The sequence below is a fragment of the Pseudanabaena minima str. Chao 2107 genome, assembly GCF_051131155.1.
GTDB lineage: Bacteria > Cyanobacteriota > Cyanobacteriia > Pseudanabaenales > Pseudanabaenaceae > Pseudanabaena > Pseudanabaena minima.
On record NZ_CP159508.1, the window covers coordinates 4,603,513 to 4,623,627 of the forward strand.

At 42.4% G+C, this 20,115-nt stretch carries 20 protein-coding genes and 1 pseudogene; 11 read left to right on the forward strand and 10 right to left on the reverse strand.

The window, feature by feature from the left end:
* Positions 1-202 precede the first annotated feature (202 nt).
* Positions 203-448 (reverse strand): photosystem I iron-sulfur center protein PsaC, encoded by a 246-nt coding sequence (gene psaC, locus ABM313_RS20850; protein ID WP_009628656.1) that lies wholly within the window; start codon positions 446-448, stop codon positions 203-205.
* Positions 449-861: 413 nt separating this feature from the next.
* On the opposite strand from psaC, the gene dxr reads away from it, so the two are divergent.
* From dxr to ABM313_RS20875, 5 genes are all read left to right on the forward strand, one after another.
* On the forward strand, positions 862-2,025 hold the full coding sequence (gene dxr, locus ABM313_RS20855; protein ID WP_434685062.1) for a 1-deoxy-D-xylulose-5-phosphate reductoisomerase: 1,164 nt from the start codon (positions 862-864) through the stop codon (positions 2,023-2,025).
* A gap of 235 nt (positions 2,026-2,260) precedes the next feature.
* Complete coding sequence (locus ABM313_RS20860) at positions 2,261-3,040, forward strand: uracil-DNA glycosylase (RefSeq protein WP_434685063.1); 780 nt, start codon at positions 2,261-2,263, stop codon at positions 3,038-3,040.
* Entirely contained in the window at positions 3,040-3,330 is a 291-nt protein-coding gene (locus tag ABM313_RS20865; protein ID WP_434685064.1) for a DUF2288 domain-containing protein, read from the forward strand. The genes ABM313_RS20860 and ABM313_RS20865 overlap by 1 nt, the downstream gene beginning before the upstream one ends.
* Before the next feature lie 240 nt (positions 3,331-3,570).
* A complete protein-coding gene (locus ABM313_RS20870; RefSeq protein ID WP_434685065.1) occupies positions 3,571-3,711 on the forward strand; it encodes a hypothetical protein in 141 nt (46 codons plus the stop codon).
* 134 nt (positions 3,712-3,845) lie between these two features.
* Positions 3,846-4,316 carry a DUF29 domain-containing protein gene (locus ABM313_RS20875; protein WP_434685066.1) on the forward strand — a complete coding sequence of 157 codons (471 nt, stop codon included), beginning with the start codon at positions 3,846-3,848 and terminating at the stop codon, positions 4,314-4,316.
* Between the two features lie 97 nt (positions 4,317-4,413).
* On the opposite strand, the pseudogene ABM313_RS20880 reads toward ABM313_RS20875, so the two are convergent.
* The 4 genes and pseudogenes from ABM313_RS20880 to ABM313_RS20895 form a co-directional block, all read right to left on the reverse strand.
* Positions 4,414-4,807, reverse strand: a pseudogene (locus tag ABM313_RS20880) (type II toxin-antitoxin system VapC family toxin).
* 6 nt (positions 4,808-4,813) lie between these two features.
* Positions 4,814-5,065: a hypothetical protein gene (locus ABM313_RS20885; protein ID WP_434685067.1), complete on the reverse strand. Its 252-nt coding sequence runs from the start codon at positions 5,063-5,065 to the stop codon at positions 4,814-4,816.
* Between the two features lie 107 nt (positions 5,066-5,172).
* On the reverse strand, positions 5,173-9,363 hold the full coding sequence (locus ABM313_RS20890; RefSeq protein WP_434685068.1) for a P-loop NTPase fold protein: 4,191 nt from the start codon (positions 9,361-9,363) through the stop codon (positions 5,173-5,175).
* 325 nt (positions 9,364-9,688) lie between these two features.
* A complete protein-coding gene (locus ABM313_RS20895) occupies positions 9,689-10,384 on the reverse strand; it encodes an esterase/lipase family protein (protein ID WP_434685069.1) in 696 nt (231 codons plus the stop codon).
* A gap of 58 nt (positions 10,385-10,442) precedes the next feature.
* On the opposite strand from ABM313_RS20895, the gene ABM313_RS20900 reads away from it, so the two are divergent.
* On the forward strand, positions 10,443-11,201 hold the full coding sequence (locus ABM313_RS20900; RefSeq protein WP_434685070.1) for a Uma2 family endonuclease: 759 nt from the start codon (positions 10,443-10,445) through the stop codon (positions 11,199-11,201).
* Positions 11,202-11,307: 106 nt separating this feature from the next.
* On the opposite strand, the gene ABM313_RS20905 is transcribed toward ABM313_RS20900, so the two are convergent.
* From ABM313_RS20905 to rnc, 5 genes are all read right to left on the reverse strand, one after another.
* Positions 11,308-11,517, reverse strand: coding sequence for a hypothetical protein (locus ABM313_RS20905; protein WP_434685071.1), 210 nt, complete (start codon positions 11,515-11,517; stop codon positions 11,308-11,310).
* A complete protein-coding gene (locus tag ABM313_RS20910) occupies positions 11,514-12,107 on the reverse strand; it encodes a Uma2 family endonuclease (RefSeq protein WP_434685072.1) in 594 nt (197 codons plus the stop codon). The genes ABM313_RS20905 and ABM313_RS20910 overlap by 4 nt, the downstream gene beginning before the upstream one ends.
* A gap of 46 nt (positions 12,108-12,153) precedes the next feature.
* The gene (locus ABM313_RS20915) at positions 12,154-13,074 is read right to left on the reverse strand and encodes a glycosyltransferase family 2 protein (RefSeq protein WP_434685073.1); all 921 of its coding nucleotides are present in this window, start codon (positions 13,072-13,074) and stop codon (positions 12,154-12,156) included.
* 225 nt (positions 13,075-13,299) lie between these two features.
* Positions 13,300-14,922, reverse strand: coding sequence for a glycosyltransferase (locus ABM313_RS20920; RefSeq protein ID WP_434685074.1), 1,623 nt, complete (start codon positions 14,920-14,922; stop codon positions 13,300-13,302).
* 378 nt (positions 14,923-15,300) lie between these two features.
* Positions 15,301-16,032 carry a ribonuclease III gene (gene rnc, locus ABM313_RS20925; protein WP_434685075.1) on the reverse strand — a complete coding sequence of 244 codons (732 nt, stop codon included), beginning with the start codon at positions 16,030-16,032 and terminating at the stop codon, positions 15,301-15,303.
* A 116-nt stretch (positions 16,033-16,148) separates the two neighbouring features.
* On the opposite strand from rnc, the gene ABM313_RS20930 reads away from it, so the two are divergent.
* The 5 genes from ABM313_RS20930 to ABM313_RS20950 all read left to right on the forward strand — a co-directional run bounded on the left by ABM313_RS20930 (position 16,149) and on the right by ABM313_RS20950 (position 20,038).
* Positions 16,149-17,471: an ABC transporter substrate-binding protein gene (locus tag ABM313_RS20930; protein ID WP_434685076.1), complete on the forward strand. Its 1,323-nt coding sequence runs from the start codon at positions 16,149-16,151 to the stop codon at positions 17,469-17,471.
* A gap of 220 nt (positions 17,472-17,691) precedes the next feature.
* Positions 17,692-18,084, forward strand: a complete 393-nt coding sequence (gene ebsA, locus ABM313_RS20935; RefSeq protein WP_323261940.1) for a type IV pilus biogenesis protein EbsA — start codon at positions 17,692-17,694, stop codon at positions 18,082-18,084.
* 155 nt (positions 18,085-18,239) lie between these two features.
* On the forward strand, positions 18,240-18,503 hold the full coding sequence (locus tag ABM313_RS20940; RefSeq protein ID WP_434685077.1) for a hypothetical protein: 264 nt from the start codon (positions 18,240-18,242) through the stop codon (positions 18,501-18,503).
* Positions 18,504-18,702: 199 nt separating this feature from the next.
* Positions 18,703-19,149: a hypothetical protein gene (locus tag ABM313_RS20945; RefSeq protein WP_434685078.1), complete on the forward strand. Its 447-nt coding sequence runs from the start codon at positions 18,703-18,705 to the stop codon at positions 19,147-19,149.
* 40 nt (positions 19,150-19,189) lie between these two features.
* On the forward strand, positions 19,190-20,038 hold the full coding sequence (locus ABM313_RS20950) for a hypothetical protein (RefSeq protein ID WP_434685079.1): 849 nt from the start codon (positions 19,190-19,192) through the stop codon (positions 20,036-20,038).
* Positions 20,039-20,115: the final 77 nt, after the last annotated feature.

A 20,115-nucleotide genomic window follows, 5' to 3' on the forward strand; every position in this document is an offset into this window, starting at 1 on the left:
AGAAAATATCATATAGAGACGGCGCTACGCGCCGTCTCTATTAAACCAAAAGGCACGCTATGCGTGCTTTTTGATTTTAAAAACAATTTAGGCGCACCGATTGGTACGCCTAAATCTAAATGCAGGATAAAGAATAATTGCACTTAACGAAAAATAAACAAGAATCTTATCTAACTAAAAAATAATTATAAAAACTATAAAATTAGTAGGTAAGACCCATGCTGCGGCTGGTTTCAGCACCAAGATAGACACGGACGCTTAGGAAGTCAGTGGGGCAAGCAGTTTCGCAACGTTTGCAACCAATGCAGTCCTCGGTACGGGGAGAAGAAGCGATTTGAGCCGCTTTGCATCCATCCCAAGGAACCATTTCCAAAACATCACAAGGACAGGCACGCACGCATTGTGTGCAGCCGATACAGGTGTCATAAATTTTGACTGCATGCGACATATTGCTATTGCTCCAATCAATATATGTACCTATTTAGGCACGGGATGTTTAAAACCAAGTTTATCGTAGAGGTTTACATTCGACGCTTAGATTGTGAGATAACTTAAAACAAATTAATATTTGAGCCTAGGATCAAGTTTTTGTCACAATTTTTGCCACAATTTCATATATAGCTGTCGCCATTCTTGTTAGGACATAAAACCCAGATAGTGTGAGGCGGCGCGTAGCGCCGCCTCACACTATCTGGGTTTTGATTTGTCCTGATACAGGTTATAGCTATAACTGGAACCAAAATATAAAAAGTTGGGGCAGCGCATCGCGCCGCCCCAACTTTTTATATTTTGATCGCGATCGCTCAAAAAACTATGCAAGACTTTGATTATTAAATAATCAATATTAATAAGCTTCATCCTATGAAACGCATTACCCTGCTTGGCTCCACTGGCTCAATTGGCACACAAACATTGGATATCGTCGCGGAGTATCCTGACAAATTTCAGGTTGTGGGAATGACAGCAGGGGGAAATATTGATCTTTTTGCAAAACAAATTCGCCAGTTTCAACCTGAGATTGTGGCGATCGCTAGCGAAAAAAAGCTTTCTGAACTAAAAGAGGCGATCGCTGATCTAGCCGTCAAGCCAATCTTATTAGCAGGAGCCGAGGGTGTGGAAACCGTTGCTGCTTATGGTGATTCTGAGGCAGTGGTCACTGGAATTGTTGGCTGTGCAGGTCTATTACCAACAATTGCCGCGATTAAAGCAGGGAAAAATATTGCATTAGCAAATAAAGAGACTTTAATCGCAGGTGGTGAAGTAGTCGTGCCATTGGTGAAAAAATATGGTGTGAAGTTATTACCTGCGGATTCTGAACATTCAGCAATCTTTCAATGCTTACAAGGCGTTCCCGAAGGCGGACTAAGAAGAATTATTCTCACAGCTTCAGGTGGTGCATTTCGCGATCGCCCAACTGAGGAGCTAGCATCTGTCACCGTCGCTGATGCGCTCAAGCATCCTAACTGGGCAATGGGTAAGAAGATCACAATCGACTCAGCCACCCTTATGAATAAGGGCTTAGAAGTGATCGAAGCCCATTATCTCTTTGGTGTGGATTATGACCAAATCGAGATTGTAATTCATCCCCAAAGTATTATTCATTCTCTAATTGAATTGGAAGATACTTCTGTCCTCGCACAACTGGGGATTCCTGATATGCGGTTGCCCTTGCTCTATTCCCTATCCTATCCTGATCGCATTCCGACCCAATGGGAACGCCTCGATCTCGTCAAATGTGGCACTCTGACTTTCCGCGAACCCGATCACCAGAAATATCCCTGTATGGAGCTAGCCTACGCCGCAGGTCGCGCAGGTGGAACTATGCCTGCGGTGCTAAATGCCGCTAATGAGCAAGTAGTGGAACTATTCCTCCAAGAGCGAATTCGTTATGTGCAGATTGCAGACTTGATCAAATATGTGTGCGATCAGCATAAATGTGTTTCTAAGCCAGAGCTTGAGGATATACTCGAAGCCGATAAATGGGCGAGAAATGCGGTGATTGAGCAAGTAATGCTGAAAGTCTAGATAAGCCTTTTGTAGTTGTGAAGCCAATAACGCTTATTCAGGAGATAGTAATGGTACCGATTATTTACTAAGAATAGTTTGTCAAACACTACCAATTTACAAAAGTGTTGTCCCACTTTTGTAAATTGAAAACCAAACCCAGTAAGGGTTTTAAAAAACAAAAATGGCTACGCCATTTTTGTTTTGGTAGTAAGATATTAGCAATAAGTACTGATTTGGGGCGCATATCCTGTCTATGACTGACAAAGAACAAATGAGCCTGTTTGATCTAACTCCATCAGAGGTTCCTTTGATAGAGCTTCCCCGCGCAGAAAGCTCTGTTGATGCTCCACCTGCGAAAAAAACTGCGCGTTCTGCTAAAAATACTAGCCCCCCACCTGCGGCGACAGTGCCAGCAAGTGATCAATTTGACAGTCTAGACGCATTAAAGGAAGCGGCTTGCAACTGTCAAAAATGTCCCCTTGCCCCAACTCGGACTAATGTGGTTGTCGAAAGAGGCGATCGCAACGCCAAAATTTTGATCATCGGTGAAGCCCCAGGAGAGCAGGAAGATCTATCAGGACTACCCTTTGTTGGTAAATCGGGACAGCTTTTAGACAAAATCTTAGAATCAGTGGGATTTGACACGACCAAAGATGTTTACATTTGCAATACGGTTAAATGCCGTCCCCCTAACAATCGTGTTCCTACCGAAGTAGAAACAACAACCTGTAAGCCCTACTTGCTAGAGCAGATTCGTCTCGTCGATCCTAAGATTATTTTGTTGACGGGAGCAACGTCACTCAAGTCAATATTGGGTGAAAAATTAGGCATTACTAAAGTCCGTGGCAAATGGTACGAGTGGGAAGGGCGTTTAGTAATGCCAATATTCCACCCTTCTTATTTATTGCGAAATCAAAGCCGCGAACAGGGTAGCCCCAAGTGGTTAACATGGCAAGATGTTAAAGCGATCAAGGCAAAGTATTTGGAAATTATCAGTACTGATAGCGTAGTTGATGATGATGAGGAATTTTAGTGAGTAATTCAAGAAAAGATTTAGAGGAAATGGTAGATGTAGCTCTATGGGAATGGTTATCTCCCCACGCAGCCAGAGCTAGAGTAATTTTAGTTGGGGCAAATCTCGATCTCGTCGATGTAGGGCTTGCATTAACCGAAGACAATACAGTATTAGTCCAATCATGGATTGAGGATGGCTGGTTGCGCCACCCCACGGCTGAAGAACTTAGTGCTTGGAATGCCAATAAAGAGAAAGAGTTTACAAGTTTGGTAGTACCACCCTTTGTCCTTGCAAGGATTGGCTCATAGTCAAAAGATTCGCAGTGCGAGTCTTTTGACCACAAAAAAAAGAGAGATCAGCTATTAACTGATCTCTCTTTTTTATTAATGGTAACCAAAAGAAAAAGCCTAGGTTACTTTCCCTGTTTCGTTCCTAGGCTTTTTCTTTTGTTCGCTCCTCACACCTCTATACTATACATCCCTCATCCCGAAATGTCTACTAGTTTGTCGAGCAATATTGCTTTTTTTCGTAAGCCTTTTGGCTGATGTTTGCACTTTTATTGGCTATTTATCGCGATCGCTACCCATTTAGGGGAGGTTAAAAGCCTTAATTGCGTAGCGATCGCCTCTCAAATAATCACATCACAGGGCGATCGCTATTTACTTGCAATGAAAGTGCGATCGCTTTAAATAATGTTAGACAAGTGCTTGGTTTATGAGATGGCTGCTAAATCTCTGTTTGAATAAGTGCAGAAAAGGCGATATTTTGCAGTTAATATCTAGACTAGAATAATTTGAGATGAGCGATCGCAGGAGAATCTCTAATGACTCAAACAATTGCAAAAAAAATATCACTTTACGACCAAGATCTAAATCTGTGGCTAGAAACAGTGATCGCGCAATTAAAGAGTGGTAGTTTAGAAAACCTCGATATTGAAAATCTGGTAGAGGAGTTGGAAGGCTTGGCAGGCAGAGATCGGCGTGAGTTGAGAAGAAGGCTATCGACACTTCTCGAACATTTACTCAAACGTTGCTATGTTAAAAGCGAGTATGATTATGCTGGATGGGAAATAACTATCGATCGCACTCGATTTGAAATAATTGGTATTTTGAGTCAGTCGCCTAGCCTTAGAAACTATGTAAATAGTGATGAGTTGTTTGAAGAAGCTTTTGCTCTTGCTTTGCGTACTGTAAGAAAAAATCAAGGGTATAAAAATGTTGATTTTCCAAATAACTGGATATTTAGTCGCGATATTGATGACATATTAAATGTTGATTTTTGGGAGATTTTATAAAACGTAAGATGCGATCGCTTACTCAAATCACCACAAGGCGATCGCTATTTGGATGGAAGTAAAATTGCGATCTGAATCAGTGCAGTAAAGGAGATCGCTAAACAATCCAATTTTCTAAACCTAAACCAGAAATACTGATAAAATCTTTTGTGTTGTTCGTAACTACCTGATCATGACGAGATCTCGCTATGGCAGCAATCATGGCATCTAATTCACCTGTTGGCTTACCAATTTGTCTAAGTTCTGATTGGATTTTGCCAAATTCTTTAGCTGCCAATAGGTCAAAACTGATAATTGGCATATCTTGGAGAAAAATCTCAAGTGATGCAAGGTTCTGTGCTACTTGTTGTGAGCAGTAAACTCACTTATAAAGTTCAGCAACATTAATTGTGGAAATATAGCATTCATCAGCACAGGTATTATAAGGACGAAATAACTTGAGAATTGCCTTTGAGCAATGCGATGCAGATGTTGGTGTCAAGTAAATACATGGATAATTAGAAATCGAAGGAGTCAATACTTCTGCCATAGTTCCGATGGCGTTGTGTGTCAATATCAGCAAATATTAGATTAATGTCGGGCTGGTTGCGCCATGCACCGAATACACGATTTAGTCTTGCTAGTCTTGCGCTTGTATCGCTGGATTTATCTGCTTCAATTTCTAGAAATACTGTGCCATCAGGAATATTAACTATATCTAACAGTTGAATCGTTTGACCTGATTTAATGCCTTGAATTTGTAGTTTCATAGTTTTACAGCACCATTAACTTATTGCCAGATTAGCATAACTGCCTTGAGTAATTTGGGGCGATCGCCATTCAAATAATCACATCATAGGGCGATCGCTAGTTAAGGCTAGACCTTTGACTCGAAATCATCGGGATCGTAGCCGATATCACCGACAAAGCAAAAAGAGAGCATTAAGTCAAAAATTTTGCGATCAATTTTGAGTTTGGTGGGGTGATCTTGATCAGGTTCTAGCATTCGTTTGATATCACTGGTAAATTTGCGCCATTCTCTGTGGGCATAGCGATCACTTTCTGTAGCTTTGGGCTTGATTGGTTCGATTAGGTCTTCTAGATAAATTTCAAGGGGAGGTTCATCTGAAATTGTTTCTTCAAACATTACGTCAATTTCTTCAAATAGGTTTCGCATATAGGTGGGGTAGCGACCTGATAGCGCTAGAAATGACATGACGATGCGCTTGTCTTGATCTGTGGGAGTATCTGCTCCTTTTTGACTGCGCGTTGACCAGATAATTTGGAGGATTTTGTAGATATTGATCAGTCGCTTGGCGGTGCGGGGTGTTATGTCTACGTGTTTGCAGCATTTGACTAAGAGTTGAAATTCTGATTCTTCAAATTCGATTGTTTGGGCGATGGTTTCGAGGAATGTAGTTTCATCGGTGGAAGTTTTGGCTTGTATGGTTTGTGGATTTTCTAATGGTTCTGGGGTGTTGATCGCGGATGGCTCAGGTTCAGGAACTTCAGATGGTTGAATATTTAGATCGGGTAAAGGTGCGATCGCTTCTTGTGTTTCTTCCTGTAGTTCCGTTTTTGGGGTGATGTCGTCAGTTTCAACAGATGTAGATGGGGTTTGGGGATTAGCTACTTTTGTTTGGGCGCGAAGGTAACCGTCAATGCTTGAGGATGAAATGGGGCGCATTCGGTAGGGAATCTGGATGATTTTTTCGAGATAGTCAAGTCCAGAGGGTTTGCCGCCACGTTTGAGAACGCCTTCATAGACTTGTTCTAAGGCGCGGGCGATATAGCGATCGTCGATGCCTAATACGACAATGAATAGCTTGGTATTGAGCAGGAGTTGGACTGATTCTAGGACTTCGACAACGCGATCGGGTGGGCAACGGTCTAGGTCATCGATGTAGAGAACGACTCTTGCAGGACCTCTTGGGAAGAACTTTTTTAATTCTTCTCGGTTATGTTGCCAATCGGTAAGGCGATCGGAGAGGGCGGCGAGATCTTGCTTGACCTGTTGCATGAGTCCTAGTCGTTTGCCATAGTCGTCAACTTGGAGCCGATCGCTTACAAAGTCCATGAGTGAAGCATAGTTAGCGGTGAGTCCTACGCGCTGTTTTTGTTCTGCGACTTGAAGCTTGAGTTGAACAACTTCTTTGACAAGGTTTTCGGATTTGTCCTGTTTTTGTTTGAGTAAGAACTCGCGATCGCTTTGAATTTTTGCTTGTTCTTTTTGGACGGAGTTGAGGTAATTGTTGAGGGTTTTGAGGATCGGGATGAGGGTAGTGACGGCTGCGGCGATCGCTGTGATTACTTGCACACCTGATGGAATTTGAGTGCGGATTGATTCCATCCATTGAGGGAAATTGGCGAACCAGTCACGAATTATGTTGCTGAGTTCGGTGAAGTTGTTTTTGGCTTCAGTGGGAATTAGGCGATCGAATAGGCTTGCTAAGCCAGTTTGTTCTAACAGTTTTTGAGTTGCGGTGAAGATGGCTATGCGGGTTGCGGGATCTAGGGTGAGGACGATCAAGAGGGTCATTAAGAACAAGGCAATTAAGCCTTGCCAACTGGTCAGGACTTTCCGTATTAAGGCGATCGTTTCATTGGTAGTTTTACCTGCTTCGGCTAATTTTTCAATTTCATTTTTGTATTTTTCAATTTCTTCTTTAGAAAACAGGAGCCGCGTAATGGCTTTGACAATGGGTGTCCAGAGTGCTGTCGCTTTGCGGTGGTTGAGTTGTTGTTTTACTTCTGCTTCGGCGATTTTGAGTTGGCGTTGCAGTTCTTGTTCTTTCTTCTGGAGTTCCTGCTCCTGCTGTTTTAAACGCTGTTGTTCTTCTTGTTTGCTTTTATCGAGAGTATTCCACAAGTAGTTAGAATTTGATTTGGGATCTTTCCAGTCTTTAAATTTTTTGAGGCGATCGTTGGATTCAATAAAAGCTCTGCGTTCTTCGTCATTTGTCAGGTAAAGCACTCGCCAAAAGTCGCCTCCATTTAGCAAGGCTTGCTCAAACTTTTTATGTTGGTTTGGATCGGTTTCAGGATTGGAATTTGTTTTAGGTTTAGGATTTTTGCTTTGTTTGAATTTTTCTAAATTTTTTTTGCTATCTTTTAAACGCTTAGGGAAGCCAACGAGGAGTAGAAATAAAAAATGTTCTATGACGGACTCAATCCCTTCACGCCAAGATTTATAGGATGTTTTTAATTCTTCGGGTAAGTAGTAAGCTGTAAACTGTTCAGCGAGACGCTTGCTAAGTTTAGAATTACTGATTTTTGATTCTAGAGCTAACTTTTTACTTAGGATGCGGTCGAAAAGTACAACCAACAACATAAAAACAATAAAAACATTGATTGACAGAAATATAATGATGTGGAGACCAAATTGAACGATCCAAAGATTTAGGCTTTGTAAGCTGAATGTTGCAATTCTATTTTGGGATCGTTCTATGTTTGTTTGAAAAGTTTTCCTTATCTTTTTTAAAGGATTATAGATAAGGTGATCGATATTTCGAGGTGATGAAGATTTTGCTGAAGATTTAGATTTTGGTTGCTCTTTTTTATTCTTTTGAAATGATGGGGAGCCGCTTAGGAAATTGCCAATTTGTCGTTCTAAAGTGATTTGACGATTTAATTCATAGAAGATTTCTTGCATTAGGCTTGCCCACAGGTCAGACTTGGCATAAGTCCAAGCATTGAAGCTAATTTGATAGATGTGCCCCACATAGGGAGACATGATCTGGGTGTTGTTAGGAAAGTTTGGATCACCCCAAGCTTGTAGCCTAGTGAGTTCTTGCTTACGAATTGCCTCGATCTTTTGTTGAATTAGATACATTCCAAAGGACTTACCACTCCCCCAACTGCCTAAAATCCCAACAGCCATAGGTGGGTGCATACTGCGGAGCATCAACACTGTTGCCATAGCCTCGATTTCATCCTGAACGTTAAGGCAATCCTCGCCCTGCGCCGAATCATTGGCAACACCTTGAGGAATCTCGATCTGTTTGCTACGATCTACCAAGTTAAGTAGTGGATTTCCATTTAAAGTCCAAAGGCGAATCGTCTTGTCCTCACTGCCCGAAACGATCGCCTTACCATCAGGGCTAAAGGCTACTGTCAAGACACTAGATTCATGTCCAAGGAAAGGATTGTCGATTTGGTTGCCTTGTAAATCCCACGACCGCAGCGTCTTGTCCCAACTTCCCGAAATGATCGTCTTGCCATCTGGACTAAAGACAACTGAACTGACCAAATCCTCATGCCCAAGGAAAGGTTTGCCAATATGGTTACCCTGCAAATCCCATAAACTAAGCGTCTTGTCACCACTGCCCGAGACGATCATCTTACCATCAGGGCTAAAGGCTACTGAATAGATGGCAGAGCCATGTCCAAGGAAAGGGTTGCCGATTTGGTTGCCCTGCAAATCCCATAACCGCAATGTCTTGTCATAACTGCCCGAGACGATCATCTTACTATCAGGGCTAAAGGCTACTGAATAGACAGCAGAGCCATGCCCAAGGAAAGGATTGCCGATTTGGTTGCCCTGCAAATCCCACAACCGCAGCGTCTTGTCATAACTGCCCGAGACGATCATCTTACCGTCAGGGCTAAAGGTTACTGAATTGACTCTATCCTCATGCCCTAGGAAAGGCTGGCTGATTTGGTTGCCCTGCAAATCCCACAACCGTAGCGTCTTGTTATCACTACACGAAATGATCGCTTTACCATCGGGGCTAAAGGCTACTGGACTGCCCGAAGCGATCAATTCGCCATTAAGGTCAAAAAAGGATACTGAAATCCTAGTCCCTTGAACGATAGGTTTGCCAGAAATTGCCTCGAATAGTTGCAAAGTGCCATCATACAGCCCCGCAATTATCTTACGCCCATCGGGTGAGAATGCGGTTGAGCACACCTCGCTCTCAAGGTGAGCAAAAACTACGGGTTTAGAGATATCCTCGGCTGCCGAGTCAGATTCATCAGGAGCTTCTTCTTCAAAAAACACCTGCTGCATTTGCTGTTGCATTTGCTGCTGCTGCATTGGTTGCGCTTCTGACGAAAATTCAGCATCCATGAAATTCTATTGCGGCGAAGCCAGATTAATGATTTACAACAACAAACTTGTAGGGGTAGAGCATTAGCGGCAATATTCACAAATTATCGCCAAAATTTCTATACGCAAATGCTCTACCCTCTTCGCTTTCACCCATAAATTGTCCCTGCGTTACGAGTTTAGGGCATTGCATTCCCAAATTCAAACAACCTCAAAATTTATGTATTTCCGTGGGAATGCAATGCCCCTACTAAACAATCAATCTCGTACACACAATGCTCTCTGTGTGCCGCAACTATCTTGATTCTCTTGTTTCCCCAGAATTGGGGGCTAGGGGGCAATTAATCTATAGATACTCCGCCCAGATATCAACCACCTCTTGAGATCCATACCATTTACCCGATCGCGGCGAATGATACACCCCATCGATCGCCATATTCTTCGCTCCATCCAAATAAGCCGCTTCAATCGGAATTATGCCATCGCCCCATACATCGCCTTGCCCAATCGTGAGTTCGTAACTACTATAGGCAAGCCATTTTTTGGGTGTAGATTTTTTGCCCTGTACCGCATTTCCTGCCACACAGATATATTCAATATCATCATAAAAAGCATCAGGATAATTGTCATTGACAAAACCTAAATTTGGCAGTGACCAAGGTTCGAGACTACGTTGGGGAGTTCCCAGACAAACGAGTTTGGCAACCTTAGAACGCGCATTCCAGACCTTGTCGTAATAGGGGCGATCGCCTAGATAAATCCGTGAGAGCCAGCCCCCTGCGGAATGAGCAATGATATTTACTTTCGATGCACCTGATTTTTCTAATTCTTGATTTACGGTTTGGTCAAGTTTTTTTAAAATTGGCGCGATCGATCTCCCGCCCACCGTTGGAACCCAGTCCCACCATTTCAAAGGGACGACTGTTGCCGATAAGTTTTTACTTTGTAATTTTTGGGCGATCGGAATGTAATCGGTAGCTCCCGCAAGATATCCCGCCAGAATAATATTGGGATTGCTTACAGCTTGAGTTACAGTTGGCATAGATACCTATTAGGTTGGATATACAATTAACTTCTCACAATATGATTTAAGGTACATTATGATCGCTACAGTGCCTATCTCTTCTCGATCAGATATCTCTCATAGTCCTTGGAATATTAGTTGGGAACTACTGCCAGATGATTATGTCTTACCTGATGACCCTGTGGAAAATTTAATTCAACCCGCTTTGGCTGCTTTTTTAAATGAAATTTTAGGGTTGCATGGTTTTATTACTGCCGATGCGATCGCGACTACGGATTTTGGTATTTGTGCAAATGTCAATGGGAAGACGGTAGTCAAAGCTCCCGATTGGGTTTGGATTCCCCATGTTGAGCCACTAGCAGATAAACATATTCGCCGCAGTTATACGCCCTACAAAGAGGGAGATTTACCTGCGATCGTGATGGAATTTTTATCAGCTAGCGATTGTGGCGAATATTCCATGAATCCCAATTATCCCTATGGGAAATGGTGGTTCTATGAGCGAATTTTGCAGATACCTATATACGTTATCTTTCATCCTGAATCGGGAGATCTAGAGGTTTATTTCCTCAAAGATGGACGCTATGAGCGATCAGCAGTTCCTGAAAATGGTTTGTATTGGCTAGATGCTCTTGGCTTACATCTCAGTGTTTGGGAAGGTTCAAGGTTTAATAGTCATGCTTTTTGGTTACGTTGGTGGAATCGTGAAGGTGAGTTATTACCCTGTGGTAATGAGTTGGTTGAGCAGGAACGTCAGCGCGTTGAGCAGGAGCGTCAGCGTAATGAACGTTTAATTGTTCAATTGCGATCGCTAGGTGTTGAACCTGATCCTTAAAGTTGCAGTGCTTTGCACTCAGTTCAAATATTCAACCAGTAACATTAAAACCCAAGAATTAGTGGCGCAACGCTAAGCACTGCTAATTTTGGGGTGGGAAGGCAGACTATGGCAATTCATCATCAGGGCGTTGACTAAGGCAACTACCACCGCGTGCAGCATTACGAAAAGTTTGCACAGCTTCTACGGTATTAATGTGACCGCAATAGGGGCAGTAAACCTGCTCACCAATTTGTGGCTCAATGTCCGCGCGGCTCCACCATTTACGACAGCGATCGCAATGAAAATGGTAGAGAAATTCTAAGGAAACTTTCATAGACTTTGCCGAAAAGCCTGTCTAAAAGTTTTTAGGGCTTCAAGTGGTGATGTAAATAAAATACAACGTTGCAATGTTGCCATGTCGAGGTTTGGTAAAAATTTGCTAGTAGATGATTTGCAATATTGGCGATCGCTTTGAGTATCTAGGTGATAAATATCAAGTACTCCATCCTCCCATAACCAAACTTCAGGGACTCCAAGCAAATAATATTTCTTTAATTTCTCAGTATTGCCGCTAGTCAAAATTACTTCAATGGCGAGATCGGGAATCTTTTTGGGGCTACCAAAGCTATAGGATTCATCGGGTTGTAAAGAGACTTGTTCTACTTTTTCTTGGGTAGCTTGCCCCATTGGGAAAAACTCAATTTCCATTTCTAAAAAGTACATTTCCAACAATGCGCCAATAATCGTTTTAATTAGCTCATGATCGACTGACGTAGACACAATCTCTAAAATCCCATCGTAATAAGCCAAGCGAATACCCCGTGCATCCGCAAAGCCACGCTGAATTAGCTTGAACTGTTCCCACGTGATTAAGGGCTGCTCAATTCTAATTTCAGGTTGGGGTTTAGGTTTGGTTTGTAGCATTTTGATATCTCAGCTAGTTAATTAAAAAAGATACAAAGTATCTTTTTTAATTAATGGATTCGCGATAAGCGGCGTATACGCCCTTGACGTTGTACCAATTTAAGAAAATTCTAGCGATTTCTAGGGCTAATTGGGGTTTACCTTGATCAATTAGCCATTTTAAAAGCGGACGTAGCGATCGCTCGTTTAGCAAGCCACCCAAAGACAATGTTCCCCACAAAAGTACATGCAGCCATGTCATCTGGATCATCAATTTGACTTCCCATGTCGGATGCTTTTGATAAAAGACAACACCCATGCGTCCACGTTGAGCTTCAACATCAACAAGGCGTGGTAATTGCTCAATCGTAAAGGCAGGATGCCAATGATAACCAACGGCTTCAGGACATTTGATCAGTTTTAATCCTAAATTTTTGAGGCGCACACCTAGCTCTAGATCTTCCCAGCCATACTGACGGAAACTCGTATCAAACTTCCCTGCCTCAATTAACCAATGCTTAGCGATCGCCACATTACCCGTTGCAAAAAAAGCAGTGGAAATATCTTGAATTTTAATTTTTTCAGAGGTTGGATCGTCAAAGTTACTGGTATTAATTACTAGCCCGTAAGTAAAGGCACGATCGCCATTTTTAGAAGCTTTTGCCAGAGCTTTAGCATGGGCTGACAAAAATATTGGTGTAACTACGAGATCGCTATCAATAAATACAATGGTTTCGCCCTGCGCTACATCTATTCCTGTATTTCTCGCGATCGCCGCCCCTTCATGATTTTGGAGAACCAACCGAACATGAGGAAATTCATGGGCATGGCTTTGCAAAAATTCTACTGTGCCATCGGTGGAGCCATCATCAACCACCACAATCTCATAGGGTTGGGGAAAATTTTGTGCCTCCATAGCTTGCAAACATTTTTGCAAGATCGGTAAGCGGTTATAAGTTGGGATAACAATTGACCACATAGTGACCATTATAAAAGTAGAGGACGCTAAGCGTCCTCTACTTTTTAATTACTAGCCAATTTTATTGTTTCCAGAGCCTTCGGCTCTGGAAACAATAAAATTGTTTTTTGTATAGCTGTATTGTGTTATGACACCAAAAAGAGAATGGCGACGCAAAGCGCCGCCATTCTCTTTGTCCTAATAAACTTGGCAACAAGCTATAAAAATAAAAGGGTGCAAAAGCACCCTTTTATTTTAGTGACGGGATTGTTGCCAAGATTGCCAGAGGGTAAGACCACCGACATAGCCATAGCTCACGGCATACAAAACCATGAATGGCAAAGTGATATATAAGCCTTTGCTAAGTGCCAAGATTGCGGCGATCGCACTATAAACACATAAGCCAATCTCGATCGCAGCGGTAGCATCTAGGGGAATCTTATAAGCCTTATTGTCCCAGCGATCGCTCTTATGTTTGATATCAAACTTGGGTGTACGGCGAAAATTTGCCCCTGTATTGGATAAGCCAGCAAATACAGCACGGCTATTGCTCCAAGAAATACCCGTACCGAGAACGGCTAATAGGAAAATACGACCAAAGCGGCGATGCCAAGATTTAGGATACAACTCACGCTGGGCATGGAAATACAAAAATGGGGGACCAAAGGTGGCAGGTAGCATGAAAACTGACCAAATGCTCTCAAAGGAAATCCGCATGGCGACCGCCTGCTCAGGCATAAGCAACATTAAGGGAATCGAGAGCAAAACCAAAATTAGCATCAAAGGATGTGCCGAATAGCCTGTCAAATGCATGGTTGCTTGAAATTTCACAGGCAGAGTCAGATCGGCTTGCCAAATTTGACCAATTAATTTCTTGGCACATTGAATGCTGCCCTTAGCCCAGCGAAATTGTTGCAATTTAAAAGCAAGCATGGCAACAGGCAACTCCGCAGGCGCGACAATATTATTGTCATAAACAACCTGCCAGCCCTTGAGTTGAGCGCGATAACTTAAATCCATATCTTCGGCTAAAGTATCAGCGTGCCAACCACCAGCGTCAATAATCGCCTGACGATTCCAAATACCAGCAGTCCCATTGAAATTTAGAAAATAGCCATTATTGGAGCGAGCCTGCTGCTCGATCGCGAAATGTCCATCAATTCCTGTTGATTGCAACTTGGTTAGTAGCGAATATTCAGAATTGATATGTCCCCAACGGGTTTGGACAACGGCAACATTAGCATCAGGATTCTCTACATAATGTCGAATAGTATCCTTGAGCCAGTTTGCTGAAGGAATGAAATCAGCATCAAAAATAGCAATGTAATTGCCCTGTACTAACGGCATCGCATCTTGCAAAGCGCCTGCTTTGAAGCCAGTCCGATTGATGCGATGAACATATTCAATCCAAAAGCCCTGATTTTGGTACTCTTGGACAGTTTCGCTGAGAATAGCTTGCGTGTCGTCAATGGAGTCATCAAGTACCTGAATCTGCATTCGATCGCGTGGATAGTCCATCTGACAAACTGCATCTACCAATCGGCGCGAAACATAACGCTCATTAAAAATTGGTAACTGGATGGTGACAACTGGCAAATCTTCTAAAGCGATCGGATGATGCTCAAGTGGTTCAACTGCCAAAACATAACTAGAGAAGCTATTAGTAAGTGTCTTGTCGAGGCGAAAATTCTCAAAGTTATCGAAATTATTGACAGCGATCATACCTGAACTAGGTGACGGGGACGTTGCGGCTTGGGCAACTTGGTATTCTCGCGCAGGATTAAGTTGCGGAAAAACAAGTTTTTTCCGTAAAGAAAGCTTAGGCTTATGGACAGCAGTGAGCCAATAAGCATTTAGCCCATAAAGTAATAGCCACATTGCTGCCACAGCATTTAGGGCGGCTAGGATCGATATTAGTATCAGAATGACTCTTGACTCCTTCTTACCACACGAAGCACTAATCTTGAAAATTGATCAGACGAGCGAAATTAGCACACTAAGAAATATTACGACGCTTGTCCTGTATTTGTAGAAAAATTTACGATTTGACGCTAAGTATTTATACACCTATCCGTAAATCTTAATAAATATCGAAAGAGGGAAATTCAAGAAATTAAAAAGAATGGGGTGACAAGGGACGTACAGTAACCTAAAGAAGCGATTTTTTGTGGTGCGGCTTTGCTGCACCACAAAAAATCGCTTCTTTATTAAGTCACAAGCCAAAAGAAGGCAGCGCGAAGCGCTGCTTTCTTTTGGCTAAAGTTGAGACATTTCTTTAAGGGCGATCGCCGCCGCCTCCTGTTGAGCTGCTTTAATGCTTTTGCCTTGCCCTTTGCCCCAGCAGCGATCGTCAAACCATACTTCTACGGAAAATAGGTTGCTTGGATTGTTGGCGGTTGTGTCAACATTGCGATATTCAGGCAAACGTTTCCAGCGTCCTTGAGTTAATTCTTGCAGCGCCACCTTGTAATTACCCAATGCAGGAATCGCCAACAAAGCCTCAGCAAAACGCTGCATATGTGGATCAAGCCATTTACGGATAAAAGCTAAATCTTGAGTATTAACATATAGGGCTGCCATTAATGCTTCGAGGGCATCGGCTAAAAGCGATCGCAGGGCTTGCGAGTCATTACGAGCCGCATTGGAAACCACAACATATTTTTGGAGATCGTAAATTCCTGCGATTTCGGCAAGGGTTTTGTCACTGACTAGATGCGATCGTAAAGCGGCTAAGTCACCCACCTTGCGATCGCCATATCTTTCTTGCAAGAACAAACTTACTGACAAGCGCAGCACACTATCGCCCACAAACTCCAACTGATCATTGTTATAGGTGTTGGAAAAACTGGGATGTACCAATGACTGATCGATCAATAGCCAATCAAAACCTTGAGGATTAATCCTCTCCAGTTTCGCTTGTTCTAGTCCCATCTGTTCTAACAAACGGGCTAACTCTCTTTGACGACGTGGATCAATGGTAGATGACATGAGACTTTTTACTGAGATTTAGTAACAAGGGGCTTAAGCCCCTTGTCTGTCTTAAAATTACAGTTACGGATACAATTACAGCAACTTTGTAAATATGATCGTAGTCCATCGTAACCATGACTAAAAGGTTTTTCTCTACACTCTGCCTAGCTTTACTGGCAACAGTGACAACGATTTGGATTGTGGCTTGTCAGCCTAGTACTACAGTTACAGACTCTAAACCCACCGCTAATACCACAGCGCCCGTAGCAGTTTCAGGCTCTGGCGGCGTTAAAGATACCCTCCGTTTAGGCGCAGTTCTCCCTGCTACAGGTGACCTATCGTCGATTGGAGCGCCGATGATCAAATCCATTGATTTTCTGGTGGAAACAGTTAATAAGTGTGGCGGTGTATTAGGCAAACCGATCGCTTTCTTTAAGGAAGATGATCGCACCGATCCACCCGCAGGTGCAGAAGCCATGACTAAACTGGTGAAAGTTGATAACGTCGGCGGTGTGGTTGGGGCATTTGCTAGCAGTGTTTCTACGGCGGCTCTAGCGATCGCTGTTCCTAATAAAGTCGTGATGATTTCCCCTGGTAGCACTAGCCCCGTCTTTACCGAACGTGCCAAAAAAGGTGAATTTAATGGCTACTGGTATCGCACTGCTCCTCCTGATACCTATCAAGCTTTAGCTCTAGCAAATCTTGCCTATAAAAAAGGCGCAAGAAAAGTTGCCACCCTCGTCATTAACAATGACTATGGCGTAGGTTTTGAGAAAGCCTTTGTGGAGGCCTTTGAAAAACTCGGCGGTACAATTGTCAACAAAAGTAAACCAACTCGCTACGATCCTAAGGCAACCACCTTTGAAGCTGAGGCTAAGGGCGCATTTGGTAGTAAACCCGATGCAGTTGCTGCAATTCTCTATCCTGATTCTGGCGGCGCAGTGATCAAGGCAGCTTTTGAACAAGGCTTAACCAAAGATGTGAAGATTTTGCTCACCGATGGTGTGAAGACCGAAGACTTTCCTAAGTTAATTGGCAATACCCCCGAAGGTAAATTGATCTTGGCAGGTGCGATCGGTACAGTTCCTGGTGCTGATGGCAAATCTCTTGACACATTTACCAAAAGCTTTAAAGAAAAGACTGGTCAAGAGTTGGGCGCATTTGTGCCTCATTCCTATGACGCAGCCGCTCTAATAGCGATCGCTGCTGAAGCAGCCAAGGATGGCACTGGTGATGGTATCAAGAGTAAAATCCGTGAAGTAGCCAACGCCCCTGGACAAGAAGTTAGCGATGTTTGTGAAGCAATCAAGCTAGTCAAAGCTGGCACAGACATTGACTATCAAGGTGCAAGTGGCAACGTTGATCTAGATGAATATGGCGATGTTAAAGGCAGCTATGACGTTTGGGAAGTCCAACCCGACGGCAAAATCACTGTAATTGATCGCGTTTCTCCTTAATACCAATTCATATTTAAAGTGTGACAACACTTTTGTGAATTAAAATCCAAACCCAGAAAGAGTTTTAAAAACACAAAATGGCTATGCCATTTTGTGTTTTGGTATAACTATCAACTAAATTAGAGAGGACGCTTTGCGCCCTCTCTAATTTAAGACAAAAAATCTGCTAATCTTTCTGTAAAAATCTCCGCCTTTACCTAAATATAGAGACGCAATATCTATGGCGATCGAACTTAAAGCTGCTGCTCCACAAGAAGTTTCCATCTACATGCCCTATTATCGAGAGCCAAACAAGCGTCAAGCTCTCCCCTATGCTATTTCTCTTTACAAACAAGGCGAAATCACGGGTGAACGTCATATCGAAGGAAGTCCAGCCGTTTCTTTTATGGCTGTATGGCGCGTAGCAAATTTACCATCGGATCTAGCTTTATGTCGCTTGACCTTTGAGGGTGATGCTGACATGAGCTATGAAATGACATTAGAAAATTCAGAATTTGTTGGCTATTTAATCGATGTCGTCTCAAATATTCGGGACAAGGGCTATGTCGATTTCCCCCAAATCTTTTACAGCAAGTTGTTTCGGATCAAATTAGCTAGTGCTGATGGCAATTAAATCTTTTACAAATTTTTGCTCAGATCGCAACCCAAAAAATATCAACTCATGTATAATCCTAAGCTCAAATCTTGCTAAAAAAAACAAAGTCAGCTAAAGTCCTGATGCAGCTTTTTATAAGGCAAAAGAATAGTCAAATTTAAGGGGTTTACATTGTGTCATATGCCGCCCAACGCCTCGAATATCCAGAGAGACAGTCAGAACCTGTAGTCAAAAAAGTCGATCCCATGATTATCAGAGCTGCGAAGCAGATTTATCGCTACTATGCTGATTCCTACGCAGCACAACTACCACGTCCGATGGGAATAGCGATCAATCGCATAGATATGACTGGCAAACTTATTTACTCCCAATTGATTTTGCTACCACAAGAGAGCTTTGTGCCAATGGAATTAATAGAGCTATCTGATTATCATTAAACTTGTTTGATGCCTGTTTAATGCATATTAAATTCAAGTGGCTTAAGTTACTTTGGCTCAAATTAATTTATAAGATATTTATGAAAATTGATTTATAAAATACTTTATTGTGAATAAAGTCTATTGTTAAGAGATTAAGATTTTAACTAGCTATTTGCCTTGGCTCAGAAATTATTCAAATTCTTATTAGGTATCAGTTATGACGTATGCAAGTTCTTCGGTATCAGTCACAGCTACAGCGTCAGTACGTTTTCAAAGTAAGCTCAAAGAAACCAAGAATTTCGGTGATGCTCTGGTTGAAATATTTTCTGACCTTGTACAGTTAGAAATTGTGACTTGGGTCGCGCATGAAGGTGATACTACCCATAGAGCAGGTAATCGCTTAAGAACCACGATTAATCTGATTGATGGGGATATTGAAAATGAGTTAGGCGCAGACTTTTTGCAGGGTTCTCCCTATGCAGAGCTACGTGGCTTTCATGAGATTCAAGTGGAGAAAGGTGCAGAGACGATCGCCAATAATCTCAAAACTCTAGTCGATATTGGACAAAAGGTAACAGGTTTGTTAAATGGTGAAAGTGAGCCAGAGACAGAAGAAGATGCGGTTGATTTTAGTAGCAGTGATCGCTTTCTTAGTCGAGTCTAGTCCTGTCTAATTTATTCGACCTGTCGTGAAGGGAATCTGTATGCAAGATCAGGCTACAAACACCAAAGTTAATGCCGAAAATGCGCCGACTCGGATTAAGTCGGATCGCGTAAACCTTGCTAACAATACTCAACCTTCAACACCAATCAAAAAAGATGGTGCTAGTGAGAGTACAACCCTTAATAAATTTCGAGAAACGATCAAAGATGTTTTAGAAGAAATCACGGTGCTGGAAGTCAACACCATGATTGTCAGCCACATTCCAATTAACAGATTTGATGCAAGACAGTTTTACTCTGATCTACTCGAAAACATCATGTACAAAACAGAGGAGGGGCTGCAAGACATCAGAAGATCTCTCCTTGACCGTAGTAAGGAACTGCAAAAGCAAGGATCGGCAGCTTCACAGACTGAACTTGATCGATATAACCGTGATTTAGAAATTTATAAACGAGCAGAGCGAGCTTTTAACAATCGTCAAAATTTGACTGATCCTCAACAAAAGGAGCAGTTTGAGATTGAACAAGCTTGTTATGAGGAACTAGCGGACAAGGTATTGCAATTAGATATTGCTAAGGATGCCGAAGGAAGAATAATTCCTGATGCGCCAATGATTCGTTATTTCCGCAAGTTATGGGAGCTTGAACAATCAATTTTAAATGGTGAACGTGTCTATGCTCAGACTAGGTTTCAACTCGATGGTGATTTGACCAATCGCTTTTTGGATGATTTGTTTGTACCAGCTAGAAGCAAGATTGATCCCAAGATGGCAAAGTTAGTTTTTGATTTGCATCATCAAGCGGTCGAAAATGCTGAGAAACAATGGTCAGGATTGATCCTCACTTGCGTAAATCTAGTCAAAGACTTGATGCAGTTCCGACCAAAATAACTATGAACGTAATTAATTGCGAACCTAAATTGGTAAAGTTGCGCCCTTGTGGAGCGCAACTTTACCAATTTAGGTTC